We start from the raw sequence: 15,389 nt of genomic DNA, 5'->3' as shown, positions 1-15,389 counted from the left end.
AAGGAGGCTGCCATGGCTTTCATGACCGTCAACGACGTCACCCTGCACTATCGGCTCGGCCGCGAAAAGGCGGGACGGCCGCTCGTCTTCATCAATTCCCTCGGCACCGACTATCGCATCTGGCATGGCGTGGCCCATGCCCTGCGTGACGAGGGTTTCCGCTTTCTGTTCCACGACAAGCGCGGCCATGGCCTCTCTGATGTGGGCACCCCGCCCTACACCATTGATGATCACGCCCGTGACGTGGCCGCCCTCATGGACGCCGCCGGCATGAAGGAGGCCATCATCTGTGGCATCTCCGTCGGCGGCATGATCGCGCTGGCGCTTTCTGCCCTGCGTCCCGATCTCGTCTCCGGCCTCATCCTTTGCGATACCGCGCACAAGATCGGCACCAGGGAAGCCTGGGACGGGCGCATCGCCACCGTTGCCGCGCATGGTCTGGCCAGCATCTGGCCCATGATCGAGAAAGCCTGGTTCACCGAGGGCTATCGCGAAACCTGCAAGGAAGACGTCATCGGCACCCGCAACATGGTCCTGCGCTGTCCGCCCGGCGGCTATATCGGCACCTGCTTCGCCATCCGCGATGCCGATTACACCGAGGCGGCGCGCAATGTCTCCGTGCCGGCGCTCGCCCTCTGCGGCAGCGAGGATGGGTCCACGCCGCCTGACGTGGTCAAGGGCATGGCAGAAATCATCCCCGGCTGTGAGTATGTGGAGGTGCCTGATGCCGCGCACATGATCTGCATCGAACAGCCGCAGAAGACTGCCGAGCACATCGTCTCCTTCGCCCGCAGCCATGGCCTGATCTGATGTCACCGTTTCGCCGGACGCACCCTTTTCGCTTTGCCAAGCCGTGTCTTGCCGGCCTGAAAGGCGCAAATTTTCCCGTGCGTGCGCCTGCCGCCGTTCTCGCCGTGCTCCTGTCCGTCACAGGCCCGGCCCGGGCGGCGGAGACACAGGCCCAACCACAGCGGCTGCTTGCGGACATCCCCTGCATCGCCACCATCCGCGCCGGCGATGCCCTGCTCTCCGGCATTCATCAGGGCAGCCTGCCGCATCACATCTTCTTTCAGCGTTGCGACGGCCTGTGGATGTCGTTGTCCTATCGCAACGGGAGCAGGCGCTTGCAGCCCATCGGCACCCGTTACATCCCGAAATTTCTCGCCCGGCGTAAACCCTTCGCCATTCCGGATGCCCGCGTCACCGTCGGGCGGCGCAACATCCGCGAGGCCTGGCTGACGCGCCCCACCCGCCGCTATGACCATGCCGTTCTGGGCGATGACATCGAGGCCGGCGGCCTGGCCGTCTCCAATGATCAGGGGCGCAGAATCGAGCTCATCCTGCCCGAGACGGAGGTCTTTGAGGATCGCATGGCCCGCCTTGTTGATCTCGACGGTGACGGCAAGGACGAGGTGATCGTCGTGCACACTTATGCCGATCGCGGTGCTGCCCTTGCCGTTTATGCCTTAACCGGCCGCGGCAAGGATGAGCGGCTGGTGCGCCTGACTGAGAGCGAGCCGATCGGAAAGGCCCGTCGCTGGCTCAATCCTGCGGCTGCTGCCGATTTCGACGGGGACGGGAAGAAGGAAATCGCCTGGGTGGAAACGCCCCACATCGGCGGCACGCTGAAAATCGCCCGCCTGGAAGGGGCAGGACGAAAGCGCTCGCTGGCCGTTCTGGCCTCAAAGAAGGGCTATTCCAATCATGCCGCCGGTTCGCGTGAGCTTGTTCAGGCCGTTACCTTTGATTGGGATGGCGATGGCAAAAACGACATCATCCTGCCCGATGCCGAAAGAAAGGCCCTCGTCGCCGTGGCCCTGAAAGAGGGCAGGCTTGTCGAACGGGCGCGCATTCCCATCGGCGGGATCATTGATTCGCCCATCATCGCTGCCGATCTCAATCGGGACGGCCGTGGTGAGGCCCTCCTTGTCACAAGGGACGGCCTCCTTCTCTCCTTCACGCCTGCAGGAAAGAAGGCCGATGCCGCCAGCGGAAAGGCGCAATGAACGAAACCGCGTTCATCATCGGCTCGCGCCCCATAACCTGGGCGGAAATCATCCTAGCCGTATCCGCCGCCATCATTGTTCTGCTCCTCATCGTTCTCCTGCTCACCTGGCGCGCTTTGCGCCAGCACAAACAGCGCCAGCAGGAGGAGGCGCGATTAGCCATGCTTCTGCAGCAGCGCATCGCCGAGCTCTCCGGCCAGCTCTCCCAACAGGCCGATGCCGCCTCCGCCCGCGATACCCACATCGCCCGCCTGCTTTCTGAAAGGCTGGATGCCGTCAGCATGCGCCTGGGCCAGGGCTTGAACGATCATTCCGAGCGCACCGCCCGCCAGTTGCGCGAACTGGCCGAGCGCCTTGCCGTCATCGACGAGGCGCGGGCGCACATCGGCCAGCTCGCCGGTGAGGTGACGAACCTGCAGCGCATCCTTTCAGACAAGCAGGCCCGCGGTGCCTTCGGGCAGGGGCGCATGGAGGCCATTGTGCGCGATGCCTTGCCCGGGGGGCTTTATGCTTTTCAGGATACGCTTTCCAATGGCGCGCGGCCGGATTGCACCATCCGCATGCCCGAAAGCGATCTCAAGTTCGTCATCGATGCCAAGTTTCCGCTGGAGGGATTCGATGCCCTGCACCGGGCAGAAAACGAAACCGCCCATCAGGACGCCCTGCGCCGCATCAGGCGCGACATGCGCCGCCACATCGCCGATATTGCGGGCAAATACCTCATTCCCGGCGAAACCCTCGATTTCGCCATTCTCTTCGTGCCTTCCGAATCCCTCTATGCCGAACTGCACGAGCGCATGAGCGATCTGGTGCAGGAAGCCCACCGCACCCATGTCGTCATTGCCTCGCCCAGTGTGCTCATGCTCATGGTCCAGACCTTGCAGACCCTGTTCCGGGATGTGCGCATGCGCGAGGCTGCCGGCATCGTGCAGCGCGAGGTGCGCCATCTTCTGCAGGACGTGGAGCGCCTGCATAGCCGCCTGCTTGATCTGCAGCGGCATTTCGGCCAGGTTACACAGGACATCGATCGCCTGCGCATCACCGGCGAGAAAATCATCAACCGCGCCCTGAAAATCGACGCCCTTGATCTTGACGAGGAGGAAAAACCAGGCCGCTCCGATGGATTGCCCCCAGACGGAATGCACGCGCATATTCGTGCAGAAAATCAAGAGGATAATGATTAGGGCGCATCCCCATGAAGGGCTGCCAGGCGCAGAACTGAGATACGCTCAGTCATAATCGATGCGGGTGAGATAAAGGCCATGGGGCGGGGCTACGGGGCCACAGGCCGTGCGGTCGCAGGCTTCAAGGGCCTTGCGCAGATCGCCGGCGGTCCACTTGCCTTCGCCCACCAGTTTGAGCGATCCCACCATGGAGCGCACCTGATTGTGCAGGAAGGAGCGCGCATGCGTGCGGATCTGGATTTCATCGCCCTGTCTGTCCACCGCGATGAAATCCAGCGTGCGCACCGGCGAGTCCGCCTGACACTGGCTTGCGCGAAAGGTGGTGAAATCATGCCGCCCCACAAGAACCTGCGCTGCCTCGTGCATGATCCCGGCATCGAGCGGCACCGGCACGTGCCAGACGCGGTTGCGGTCCAGCGCCGGCGGTGCCCGCCGGTTCAGGATGCGGTAGAGATAGTGCCGCCGGGTGGCGGAAAAGCGGGCATGAAAATCCGCCGCCGCCTCTTCTGCTTCAAGCACCACAACCGGCGCCGGCCTTAAGTGATAGTTCAGCCCTTCCCGCAGCCGGTGCGGGGAAAAGGCCCGTTCAAGATCGAAATGCGCAACCTGCCCCAGCGCATGCACGCCGGCATCGGTCCGTCCCGCACCCTGAACTCGCACGCGCTCTCCCGTCATGGCGGCAATGGCCTCCTCCAGGGCCTGCTGCACGGAAGGGCCGTTTTCCTGCCGCTGCCAGCCGACGAAAGGCGTGCCGTCATATTCCACGGTGATGCGATAACGGGGCATGGCGCACCTTAAGCCTTCTCATCTTTTGCCGAGGCCTCTGCTGAAGCCTCATGCTTTCCCGACAGGCGCGTTCCGGGCGTCACCGGCGTGCCACGCAGGAAAGCCGCGCGATCAAGCGGCGCCTTGCCCGCTCTCTGCACTACAAGGGGGCGGATGGCGCCTTCTTTGCAGGCGATGGTGAAATTCTCATCCAGCACCGTGCCCGGTGCCGCCTTTTCTGCCGAGGGCACCGAAACACGCTCCGCTTTCAGGATGCGGATGCGCATGTCTCCCTTCGCGGTGGGCAGAAGCGCCCAGGCGCCGGGATAGGGGGAAAGGCCATGAATCTGCGCCAGAACTGCCGCCGCCGGGCGGGAAAAGTCAATGGCGGCTTCCTCCTTTTCGATCTTCGGCGCATAGGTTGCCCCTTCACGGGGTTGCGGGCGGCAATCCAGCCGGCCTTCCGCGGCAAGGCGGTTCATGGCGGAAACCATCAGGAGAGCCCCCTTTTCGGCCAGAAGGTCATGCAGTTCACCCGCCGTCATGTCCGGCGTGATCAGCACCTCTTCGCAGGCGCACACCGGCCCGGTGTCAAGCCCCGCCTCCATTTTCATCACGCACACGCCGGTCTTGTCATCCCCGGCCATGATCGCCCGCTGAATGGGCGCCGCCCCCCGCCAGCGCGGCAGCAGCGAGGCATGCAGGTTGTAACAGCCATGCCGCGGTGCATCGAGAATGGCCTGCGGCAGGATCAGGCCATAGGCCACAACCACCGCAGCATCCGCCTCAAAGGCGGCAAAACGCGCCTGTTCCTCCGCGCTTTTCAGGCTACGGGGGGTGAAGACGGGAATGCCCGCCTCTTCCGCCTGTGCATGAACGGGCGTGGGGCGCGGCTTCTTGCCCCGCCCGGCCGGACGCGGCGGCTGCGTATAAACGGCCACGATCTCATGCCCCGCATCCATAAGCCCTCTGAACGTGGGCACGGCAAAATCCGGTGAGCCCATGAAGATCAGCCGCAAGCGATTCGAGGTCATGGTCGTAAAAAAGCCCTTGTGCGTTTCCGTCAGGCTCCCGGGATCACGCCCCAGACTGCAGCCTTCATCATGCCATGGCGAAATCCGTCAGGCATCCGTGCCGCCAACGGTGAGCGCATCGATGCGCAATGTCGGCTGTCCCACGCCCACCGGCACGCCCTGCCCGGCCTTGCCGCAGGTGCCGATGCCGGGATCGAGCTGAAGGTCATTGCCGATCATGCTTACGCGAGTGAGCGCATCCTTGCCGTTGCCGATCAGGGTGGCGTCCTTCACCGGCCGGGTTACCTTGCCATCCTCGATGAGATAGGCCTCTGTGCAGGTGAAGACGAAATTGCCGGAGGTGATGTCCACCTGACCGCCGCCGAAGGAGACGGCATAAAGCCCCTTCTTCACGGAGCGGATGATCTCCTCCGGCTCATGATCCCCCGCCTGCATGAAGGTGTTGGTCATGCGCGGCAACGGCGCGTGGGCATAGGATTCGCGCCGGCCGTTGCCCGTGGGCTGCATGCCCATGAGCCGGGCGTTCATGCGATCCTGCATGTAGCCGACGAGCCGGCCATCCTCGATGAGCACGGTGGAGGAGGTGGGCGTGCCTTCATCATCGATGCTCAGCGAGCCACGCCGGCCCGGGATCGTGCCGTCATCGATCACGGTCACGCCCTTCGCCGCCACCTGCTCGCCCATCAGCCCGGCAAAGGCCGAGGTGCCCTTGCGGTTGAAGTCGCCCTCCAGGCCGTGCCCCACAGCCTCATGCAAAAGAATGCCCGGCCAGCCGGGTCCGAGCACCACATCCATCTCGCCGGCCGGCGCCGGGCCCGCATCAAGGGATACAAGAGACTGGCGCAGGGCCTCGCGCACCGCCTCTTTCCATTTCCCGCCGCCGATATAGTCCGCCCAGTGCTGACGGCCGCCCAGGCCATGCATGCCCGTGCCCCGTTTCTCGCCGTCCTCGGTGATGATCGAGACGTTGAAGCGCATCAGCGGCCGCACATCATGGGCCAGAAAACCATCCGGGCGCAGAATGGTCACCACCTGCCAGCTCGAGGCGAGCGAAACGCTCACCTGCCGCACGCGGGGATCAAGACCGCGGGCGAAAGAATCCGCCTCTTCCAGCAGCTTCACCTTCTCGGCAAAGGACATTTCGATGATGGGATCATCCGGCGGATAGAGATGCACATTAGTCTTGCGCGGCGGCTCCGCCCAGGTTCCCTCATGGCCGGCGCGCACCGCCCGCACCGTTTCCGCCGCCCGGCGCAGGGCATCTTCCGAGACTTCGGAGGAATGGGCATAGCCCGTGCGCTCTTCGGCCACCGCCCGCAGGCCAAAACCGGCGCGGGAATCGAAGCTTGCCGCCTTCAGGCGCCCGTCATCCCAGGTCAGGCTCTCCGAGCGCGACAGTTCAAGATAAAGCTCGCCGTCGTCACAGCCGTGCAGCGCATCCTCGATGATCTTGTGCGCGCGCTGTCTGTCCAGCCCGGAAACCTGAAAAATGGTGTTGGGATCGGTGCCAAAGTCGGTCATGTTCCTGATATCTCCGCCGAAATTCGCTTGATGCCGCAGCGCCGATGTCTTTTCAGAAAAGAACTGGGGCGCAAGGCGTGTGGTTCTGAATTCATATGGCTTCACACATGCCTTTCACAAGAGGTGACGCCTCTTGTGACCCTGTCCCGTCATGAGGGTGGTTGGCCAAAACGGCATGCCGGTCAAGAGCCCATCCCGCTTCTAGGCATTATGGCCTTTTAGTGATCACGCAATCCCTCGCGCTGCACCCAGGCCTCGGTATCATCAAGCGCCCGTTCCAGCCTGTCGAACATCTCGTCAATTTCTTCATCGCTGATGATCAGCGGCGGGCACAGGGCGATGATGTCGCCGCCCACATTGCGGGTGATCAGGCCATGGGCCTGTGCCGCCAGCATGGCATGCGCCCCAACCCCCGCCTTGGGATCGAACAGGCGCTTGGCCTTCTTGTCCGCCACCAGCTCCACCGCGCCCATCAGGCCGATGCTGCGCACATGCCCCACCAGCGGATGTTCGGCCAGCCGTGCGATGCGCCGGGAAAAATGCGGCGCCTTGCGTTTCACCTCGTCCACGATGTTGTCGCGCTCGAAGATTTCCAGAGTCTTCAGCGCCACCGCACAGGCCACCGGATGCCCCGTATAGGTAAAGCCGTGGCCAAAGATGCCGATTTTCTCCGATTCCGCCAGCATGGCCTCATAGAGATCTTCCTCCACGGTCATGGCGCCGAGCGGCACATAGGCCGAGGTGATGGCCTTGGCCACCGACATGGACGTGGGGCGAAAGCCCGTGGCCTGACAGCCGAACATCTCGCCCGTGCGCCCGAAGCCGGTGATCACCTCGTCCGAGATGATGCGCACATCATGGCGGGCCAGTACCTTGCCGATTTCCTCGAAATAGCCCTCCGGCGGGATGATGACGCCGCCTGCGCCCATCACCGGCTCGGCAATGAAGGCGGCGATGGTCTCCGGCCCTTCCCGTTCAATAAGCGCTTCAAGCTCCCTGGCCATGCGGCGGGAGAATTCCCGTTCGCTCTCGCCCTCTTCGGCCTCGCGGTAATAATCGGGGCAGGCGGTGTGCAGCACCTGCGGCAGCGGCAGGTCGAAATCGGCATGCACCACGGGAAGCCCGGTAAGCGAACCGGAGGCCACCGTCACACCGTGATAGGCCCTGTGGCGGGAGATGATCTTTTTCTTCTCCGGCTTGCCGCGCGCGTTGTTGTAATACCAGGTGAGCTTGACCTGCTGATCGTTGGCCTCCGAGCCGCCTGAGCAGAACAACACCTTGGAAACGGGAAAGGGCGCGATTTCCTTGATCTTCTCCGCCAGGGCGATGGCCACATCATGGCTCTTGTGCCCGAAGAGATGGGCGAAGGAAAGCTGCGCCATCTGTTCGCGCGCCGCTTCCACGAGCTCCTCGTTGCCATAGCCCAGCGCGGTGCACCACAGCCCCGCCAGCCCTTCGATGTATTCCCGCCCTTCCGAATCCCAGACAATGGCCCCCTTGCCCGTTTCCAGCACCACCGGGCCGATGCGGCGGTGAGTGGAGAGATTGGTATAGGGATGAATGAGTGTCTCGATGTCGCGAACGTCGAGATTGCTCAAGGACGAGGCGTGATCGGGCATGGGCGTATCCTCTCCTGACTGATGGGGCGCAGGGCTTGGATGAATACGAAGACCATCCCGCGGCCAGGAGCCTGAATGCCCCCTGGCCAAAGACGGCATCATTCATCTTCAGGAAGCATACGCCGCTTTACCCGCCCCGCAAGGCCTGCCTTTGGCGGCGGCTGAGCAGATTGCCGTGACTTATGGAGCGGACGGTGCGCCCAACTTCATCACATAAGCGCTTTACTGCCGCAGATAGTTGGGGGCCTCGCGGGTGATCTGCACATCATGCACGTGGCTTTCGCGCAGGGAGGCGGAGGAGATGCGGATGAACTCCGCCCGCTTGACGAATTCAGGCAGCGTGGCCGCACCCACATAGCCCATGGCCGCGCGCAAGCCGCCGGTGAGCTGATGCAGCACGTTGGCCACCGGCCCCTTGTAGGGCACCTGTCCCTCAATGCCTTCGGGCACGAACTTCATGGCATCCTTCACTTCCGCCTGGAAGTAGCGATCGGCGGAGCCGCGGGCCATGGCGCCCACCGAGCCCATGCCGCGATAGGCCTTGTAGGAGCGGCCCTGATAGAGGTAGACCTCGCCCGGGCTTTCGTCGGTGCCGGCCAGCAGCGAGCCGATCATCACCGAAGCCGCCCCCGCCGCCAGCGCCTTGGCCATGTCGCCGGAATACTTGATGCCGCCATCGGCGATGATGGGCGTATCCGTCTCGCGCGCGGCGGCCACACAGTCGAGAATGGCGGTCAGCTGCGGCACGCCCACACCGGCCACGATCCGCGTGGTGCAAATGGAACCGGGTCCGATACCCACCTTCACCGCATCGGCGCCTGCCTCGATCAGCGCTTTCGTCGCCTCCGCCGTGGCCACGTTGCCGGCGATCACATCCACCTTGTCGGAGAAGGCATCCTTCACCCGCCGCACCTGTTCGGCCACGTATTTGGAATGACCATGGGCGGTATCGATAACAAGCACGTCCACCCCTTCTGCCACTAGCATCTCCGCGCGGCGGAAGCTCTCCTCACCCGTGGAAATGGCGGCGGCCACCCGCAGGCGCCCCTGATCGTCCTTCACCGCGTTGGGATACTGCTCGGCCTTTTCCATGTCGGTGACGGTGATCAGGCCGATGACCCGGTCCTCATCGTCCACGACGATGAGCTTCTCGATGCGGTGTTCCTGCAGCTTGCGGCGGGCCTCTTCCGGCGTGATGCCCGGCTTGACGGTGACGAGGTTGTCCCGGGTCATCAGCTCCGCCACCGTCTTGTTCATGTCGGTCTCGAAGCGCACATCGCGATTGGTGATGATGCCGACGAGCCGCTGCGGCCCCTCTCCCTTTTTCGCCACCACCGGAATGCCGGAAATATTGTGCCGGCGCTTGATCTCCATGAGCTCGCCCAGGGTGGCGTCCGGTGTGATGGTAATGGGATTGATCACCATGCCGGCCTCGAAGCGCTTGACCCGACGCACTTCCGCCGCCTGCTCCTCCGGCGAGAGGTTGCGGTGAATGACGCCGATCCCGCCCGCCTGCGCCATGGCGATGGCCATGCGTGCCTCCGTCACCGTATCCATGGCGGCGGACACGATGGGGATGGAAAGGGGAATGCGCCTGGTGAGGCGGGTGCGGATGTCCGCTTCCGAGGGCAGAACGCTGCTCGCCTTCGGCTTCAGCAGCACATCATCAAAGGTAAGATATTCGCGGAAATCGGGGATCGGGGCATCAGTGCTCATGCCAACCTCCATCAGGGCGTATTTTTGTAAGCCCCCGGGCGATGCGCGTGTTTGCGGCGGCCGGAGGCGTTCGTCACGGTTGGCGATTTCTGTTAGCACGATGGCGGTGCCGGGAAAAGCGACAAGTGATCGCCGGCGCTTGAACGGTGGACAACGCCGCCTTTCTCCTGCGGCAAAGGGAAAAACGCCCTTATGCGCGCCCTTATCCCATGCCGTGCATACAAAGGCCGAACAATCAGTCATCAAGGCGCGGCTGAAGCGCCCCGTGCCCAATGCAAGCCGGCTTCATGAAATCTTCCCGCATTCGTTGCCTTTTTAACCACATATCGCCTCATTGTTGCCCTCTTCTGCCGCTTCCCTCTGGCGTGCCTGTTACATGCAGGGCGACAGGCCAACAGATGACAAACCGGGGGTGAAGCGACATGAAAACCAGCAAAATTGCATCGACTCTTCGCTCAGGCGCGGGCGTGCTTCTTGCCGCCGCCCTTGCTGCGGGCCTTGCGGCCTGCAAGGATGATTCCAAAAAATCCGAGACCGGGGCTGCCCCGCCCGCGCAGCAGACCACGACCAAGCAGGAAACCACCGCGGCTGACAAGGCCCGTTCCGCTGCGGAAAACGCCATGAATGCGGCGAAGGATGCTGCAGGCGCGGCTGCGAACAAGGCGCAGGGCGCTGCCGAAACCGTGGTGAACAAGGCGAAGGATGCAGCCACGGACGCGGCGAACACGGCTCAGGACATGGCGCCCGCCGACACACCCCAGAATGCTCAACAGGGCGCTGCTCAATAAGGTTCAGTGACTTAAGATGCGTTGCCCAGGGCGTGGACTTAATTCAAAAACGGCGATGCCAGCGGCATTTTCTTGAAAATCGCTGGTCTTTTCGCCCGCAGGGAATAGCCAAGGCTATTTTCAAGGGCGAAAGGCCAGCGGGATGAGGCGAAAATGCTGACCTTTAGGGGCTGGCGCGTCGGATTTTATGAGGACACGCCCCAGCCTTCAGATGAAGGATCATCCCTGTCCTCGATTTCGCCCGCGTGTTTTCGAGGATTGCCGATGCCCTTGGGGAACGGGCGCTGTCCTGTTCCCCCTTTTCTTTTTCTCGTGGTGTCACGCTTAAAGCGAATGATCAGACGTCTTCGCTCCTGCCCGTCGCCTCCACCCGGGAAACGACTGGTTCACGCGCGAAAATCGCACGGGCCGCATCCGAGACCATTTCGGGCTGCACAGCCTCGATGCGTGCAAGAAATTCCTGTATGGGCGGCACCCGGCCATAACCCAGCATCTGCCGCGCCATCTGTCCGGCGCGGGCCACCGGGCTTTCCAGGCTCATGACCAGGCCGGCCCGCCCCTGGGCCTTGGCGCGGTCCAGCTCCTCCGCCGAGATGTCTTTGGAAAGCCCGCTGGCCAGAGAGCGCATGAGCGCTTCCGCCTCTTCAGCGCGTTCCGGTGCGGTGGCGGCGTAAAGATAGATAAGCCCCGCATCGGCCCAGGCGGAATAGTAGCTGTAGGTGGCGTAACACAGGCCGCGCTGCTCCCTGAGCACCTGAAACAGGCGCGAGGCCATGCCGCCGCCAAGAATGGCCGATGCCGCCTGTGCCGCCCACACCTGTTCGTCGCGATAGCCCGGCGCCGGCCAGGCGAGCACGATATGGGTCTGATCCTGGGGGCGCTGGCGGATGCGCCGGCCCGGATGAAACCGCGGCGGCTGACGCTCAGGCCCGCTGCCCTGCGGCACCCTGGCCAGACGGGCGGCGGCTTCTCGCGCCAGCGCGTCATGATCCACGTTTCCCGCTGCGGAAAGCACCATGGCGCCGGACAGATAGGTGCGCGCCCGGAAGGCACGCAGGTCATCCGGCATCAGACGGCCGACCGTTTCCGGCCGGCCAAGCACGGAGCGCCCGAGCGGATGACCGTCAAAGGCGGCCTCCTCCGCCTGCTCGAACACCAGATCGACCGGATCGTCATGCGCTGCGGCTATTTCCTGCAGGATCACGCCGCGCTCCCGTTCCATCTCCGCGGGATCGAAAACGGGATCGGTCACGATATCGGCGATGACATCCAGGGCCAGCGCCCAGTCCTCTTTCAGCACATGTGCGGTATAGCCCGTGGTCTCGGAAGAGGTTGCCGCATTGAGATCGCCCCCGCGCCCCTCGATGGCTTCCGCGATCTCCCGCGCGCTGCGCCGGGAAGTGCCCTTGAAGGCCATGTGCTCCAGAAAATGGGCCACACCTGCCTCATCCGGCATTTCATCGCGCGAGCCGGCCCGTACCCATAAGCCCAGCGCCACGGTCTTCAGATGGGGCATGGCATGGCTGATCACGGTCACACCCGTATCCAGCACCGTGACCCTGACTCCTTCTTCCGGCTCTATCGTCCGGCCTGCGCCGGCATCTTCGCGCGACAGAACCGCAGGCGGCATGGATGATGGCGTGCGCGAAGCCTTCGCGCCCTTCTTCTCCGCACTCATCCTGTCACCCGTTCCGCAATGAAGGCCTCCACCCGCTCAAGATCATTGGGCAGAACCGCTAGGCGTTCTTCGTCCGTAAGGATATGGGCCAGGCGCTGTGGCAAGGCCGGACGCTGCCCGATGGCGCGTTCCACCGCATCGGGGAACTTGGCGGGGTGCGCCGTGGCCAGCGAGATCATGGCATGATCCGGCCCCAGATGGGAACGTGCGACATGCAGGCCCACCGCCGTGTGCGGATCGACAATCTCGCCGGTTTCCCGCCATGTGCGGCGGATTTCCTCCAGCACCTCCTCCTCATCAGCCCGCCCGGAGGCGAACAGGGTGTTCATCTCGGCAAGCGCCTCCTCAGGAATGGTGAAGGCGCGCGCCTGCGCAAGCGAGTCCATCAGCGCCCGCACAGCGGCCGGATTGCGGTTCAGCGCATCGAACAGCAGCCGTTCGAAATTGGAGGACACCTGAATGTCCATCGACGGGCTGGTGGTGGGTGTAACACCCGTTACTTCATAGCGCCCCGTGGTCAGCGCCCGGTGCAGGATGTCGTTGACGTTGGTGGCGATCACGAGTTTCTCGATGGGCAGCCCCAGTTTCCACGCCACGTATCCGGCAAAGATGTCGCCGAAATTCCCGGTCGGCACCGTGAAGGCCACGGGCCGGTGCGGCGCGCCCAGCGACAGCGCCGCGGTGGCGTAATAGATGACCTGCGCCAGGATCCGCGCCCAGTTGATGGAATTCACCCCGGCCAGGCGCATGCGTGTGCGGAACGGCTGGTCGTTGAACATGGCCTTCACCAACGCCTGACAGTCGTCGAAATCGCCCTCAATGGCGATGTTGTGCACGTTGGGCGAATGAACGGTGGTCATCTGCCGGCGCTGCACCTCCGAGACGCGTCCATGCGGATGCAGGATGAAGATCTCCACGTGTCTGGAATGCCGGAAGGCCTCAATGGCGGCAGAGCCCGTGTCTCCGGATGTGGCTCCGATGATCGTCACCTTCTCGCCGCGGCGCTCAAGCGCGATATCCATCAGGCGGGCCAGGATCTGCATGGCCACATCCTTGAACGCCAGCGTGGGCCCGTGAAACAACTCCAGGAGCCATAAGGAATCGTCAAGCTGCTTGAGTGGCGTGACGGCGGCATGATTGAACGTGCCGGCCGCTTCTGCGATGAGCTGGCCAAGTGCCGCCTCGGGCAGGAAATCCCCCATGAAGGGCCGCATGACGGCCACGGCCACCTCCGACCAGTCCCGGTTGCGCAGGCTCCGCCAGTCATCCGGGGAAAGAACCGGCCAGTGCTCGGGCACGTAAAGCCCTCCGTCCGGGGCCAGGCCGGCAAGGAGGACATCCTCGAAGCTGCGGTCGCGATCGCCGCCGCGGGTGGAGATATATCGCATGTCTGCCTTGTCCGTGTCAGAAACCGCCGCACCTTTCGCGGCTGTTATGAAGCAAGGAATGTCTTTCGTGCAAGGGCCACCGGCGACACAAGAAAGTGCATTTTCCCGCGCTTGACGGATTTTGGCCCCATTTGCCCGCCATGCCCGGCTTGGCGGGGCGGAAATGAATCGCTCCGGAGCAACGCCTTCTGGACGGAAGCGGTGAATACGGCTAAGTCTCGAAACCGACCCTTCCGCACCATGAAACAGCTTAGCTGCAAAGTCGATCAATCGAGGGAGCACCAAGTCGTCATGAACACCCCCGGCCGTTTCGTGCATCGAGTTCTTCCGGCAATCGCGGGTTTCGCGTTTGTCATCGGCAGCATTGCCCATCCGGTCATGGCGCAAAAGGCCAAGCCTCAACAGGCGGAAACAATGCAGGCGCCTCTTCCTGTCACGCCCTTTGGCCCGCGCGTGAAGCCGCCGCGCGCCGCCAGCGGCGTGCCTGCAGCCCCCAGAAAGCCGCTGGCGGAAGTCATCGCCGAATACGGAATCTGGCGGGTGAAGTGCGAGCAGCCCCCCGCGCCGGCCAAGGGGGGTGCCAAGGCGGGCAAAAAAGTCTGCTATGTTCAGGCCACTCAGCGTGATCCCAAGCTCAAGAATGTCACGCTTTCCATTTTCATCTTCAAGGTCAAGGGCAAGGGACCGGACGGCAAGGTGCGTTCCGTTTACATGATCGACATGCGCGCGCCCCTGGGCGTGTACCTGCCGACCGGCATCGGCCTGGAAATCGATGGCAAGCCGGTCTCCCGCGCGCCGTTCCTGTCCTGCAATCCCATTTTCTGTGATTCCATGGCGGAAACCCGCAAGGAAACCATCGATCGCTTGAAGAAGGGCAAGAAGGCCAAGTTCATCTATTATGCCGCCCCGGGCCGGGGGCTGCCTCTCGTGTTCGACCTCAAGGGCTTTTCCGCCGCCATGAAAAAGCTGGACGAGGTGAGCAAGTGATCTCGTGAACTTAAAAAAGACACGCAGAATTTCACGCCCGTCCCTGCGGACGGGCGTTCGTGTTTTCATGATCACGCCGATTGCACGATTTCCCCTGCGCCAACGCGCATCAGGCTTCGGTGATTTTTTCCGCCTGATAGACGTGCACATCCGGATGCAGGCGCAGGCAGTCGGCAGGCAGGCCGGCCTTCAAGCACAGATGGGCGAAGAAACGATCGAAATCCGGCAGCTGTTCCCACACGGAGGGCAGAAAAGTCGCCTGCCGGCCATCTAGCCGAATGATGACGCCATCCACGCCCGGGCGGATCTTGCGCCGCAGATCGGCTTCATCCTCATAAGACAGCGGCTGCGGCACCGTCAGCAGCGAGATTTCGATATCGATCTCGTCAAGCTCTTCCGGCTGCAAGGGCGGAAAGCGCGAATCCTCAAAAGCGGCCGCCCGCGCATTGTGAATCACGTCCTCGATCAGCGGACGCACCGGCAGGATCGAGCCGATGCAGCCGCGCAAGCGGCCATGTTTGTGCAGTGTGACGAATGTTGCGCGCTTTTCGGCCAGTTCAGGATATTCGGCAAGGAGCGCCGCGATCTTCTCCTGCGTCAGGAGCCCCGCGCCAAAGGCATCGGCAATGGCCATGCGCGCAATTTTCGGCAATAACGATTTCCAGTCTTTCCCGCTCATGCCCGAAATGTGGTATTGCCCGAG

The 15,389-nt window shown here is 63.2% G+C and carries 13 protein-coding genes; 5 read left to right on the top strand and 8 right to left on the bottom strand.

Annotated elements, in window-relative coordinates:
* Nucleotides 1–12 precede the first annotated feature (12 nt).
* From pcaD to EK16_RS05125, 3 genes are all read left to right on the top strand, one after another.
* Nucleotides 13–810, top strand: coding sequence for a 3-oxoadipate enol-lactonase (pcaD, locus tag EK16_RS05135; protein WP_038035139.1), 798 nt, complete (start codon nt 13–15; stop codon nt 808–810).
* A gap of 77 nt (nt 811–887) precedes the next feature.
* Complete coding sequence (locus EK16_RS11465; RefSeq protein WP_197059612.1) at nt 888–2,006, top strand: FG-GAP repeat domain-containing protein; 1,119 nt, start codon at nt 888–890, stop codon at nt 2,004–2,006.
* The gene (locus tag EK16_RS05125; RefSeq protein WP_038035136.1) at nt 2,003–3,190 is read left to right on the top strand and encodes a DNA recombination protein RmuC; all 1,188 of its coding nucleotides are present in this window, start codon (nt 2,003–2,005) and stop codon (nt 3,188–3,190) included. Before EK16_RS11465 ends, EK16_RS05125 begins: the two co-directional genes overlap by 4 nt.
* A gap of 45 nt (nt 3,191–3,235) precedes the next feature.
* Here the strand turns inward: EK16_RS05125 and truA are convergent, their stop codons facing one another.
* The 5 genes from truA to guaB form a co-directional block, all read right to left on the bottom strand.
* Nucleotides 3,236–3,976: a tRNA pseudouridine(38-40) synthase TruA gene (gene truA / locus EK16_RS05120; protein ID WP_038035135.1), complete on the bottom strand. Its 741-nt coding sequence runs from the start codon at nt 3,974–3,976 to the stop codon at nt 3,236–3,238.
* Nucleotides 3,977–3,984: 8 nt separating this feature from the next.
* Nucleotides 3,985–4,989 (bottom strand): methionyl-tRNA formyltransferase, encoded by a 1,005-nt coding sequence (gene fmt, locus EK16_RS05115; RefSeq protein ID WP_038035132.1) that lies wholly within the window; start codon nt 4,987–4,989, stop codon nt 3,985–3,987.
* 87 nt (nt 4,990–5,076) lie between these two features.
* Nucleotides 5,077–6,510 (bottom strand): metalloprotease TldD, encoded by a 1,434-nt coding sequence (gene tldD / locus EK16_RS05110; RefSeq protein ID WP_038035128.1) that lies wholly within the window; start codon nt 6,508–6,510, stop codon nt 5,077–5,079.
* Between the two features lie 218 nt (nt 6,511–6,728).
* Entirely contained in the window at nt 6,729–8,129 is a 1,401-nt protein-coding gene (locus EK16_RS05105; protein ID WP_038035127.1) for an aminotransferase, read from the bottom strand.
* Between the two features lie 222 nt (nt 8,130–8,351).
* A complete protein-coding gene (gene guaB / locus EK16_RS05100; RefSeq protein ID WP_038035953.1) occupies nt 8,352–9,845 on the bottom strand; it encodes an IMP dehydrogenase in 1,494 nt (497 codons plus the stop codon).
* Nucleotides 9,846–10,267: 422 nt separating this feature from the next.
* Here guaB and EK16_RS05095 point away from each other — a divergent pair, with 422 nt between their 5' ends.
* Complete coding sequence (locus EK16_RS05095; protein WP_051928956.1) at nt 10,268–10,633, top strand: hypothetical protein; 366 nt, start codon at nt 10,268–10,270, stop codon at nt 10,631–10,633.
* A 337-nt stretch (nt 10,634–10,970) separates the two neighbouring features.
* Here the strand turns inward: EK16_RS05095 and EK16_RS05090 are convergent, their stop codons facing one another.
* Entirely contained in the window at nt 10,971–12,311 is a 1,341-nt protein-coding gene (locus tag EK16_RS05090) for a M16 family metallopeptidase (protein WP_081910279.1), read from the bottom strand.
* Nucleotides 12,308–13,699: a threonine synthase gene (gene thrC, locus EK16_RS05085; protein ID WP_038035124.1), complete on the bottom strand. Its 1,392-nt coding sequence runs from the start codon at nt 13,697–13,699 to the stop codon at nt 12,308–12,310. The genes EK16_RS05090 and thrC overlap by 4 nt, the downstream gene beginning before the upstream one ends.
* 291 nt (nt 13,700–13,990) lie before the next feature.
* On the opposite strand from thrC, the gene EK16_RS12405 reads away from it, so the two are divergent.
* Entirely contained in the window at nt 13,991–14,686 is a 696-nt protein-coding gene (locus EK16_RS12405; RefSeq protein WP_038035123.1) for an invasion associated locus B family protein, read from the top strand.
* Nucleotides 14,687–14,795: 109 nt separating this feature from the next.
* Here EK16_RS12405 and amrA read toward each other — a convergent pair whose 3' ends face one another.
* The gene (gene amrA / locus EK16_RS05075) at nt 14,796–15,365 is read right to left on the bottom strand and encodes an AmmeMemoRadiSam system protein A (RefSeq protein ID WP_038035950.1); all 570 of its coding nucleotides are present in this window, start codon (nt 15,363–15,365) and stop codon (nt 14,796–14,798) included.
* Nucleotides 15,366–15,389: the final 24 nt, after the last annotated feature.

This window comes from Thermopetrobacter sp. TC1 (genome assembly GCF_000746275.1).
Lineage (GTDB): Bacteria > Pseudomonadota > Alphaproteobacteria > Rhizobiales > Aestuariivirgaceae > Thermopetrobacter.
Note: the sequence above shows the minus strand (reverse complement) of the source record. Positions and strands in the feature narration are given on the sequence as shown.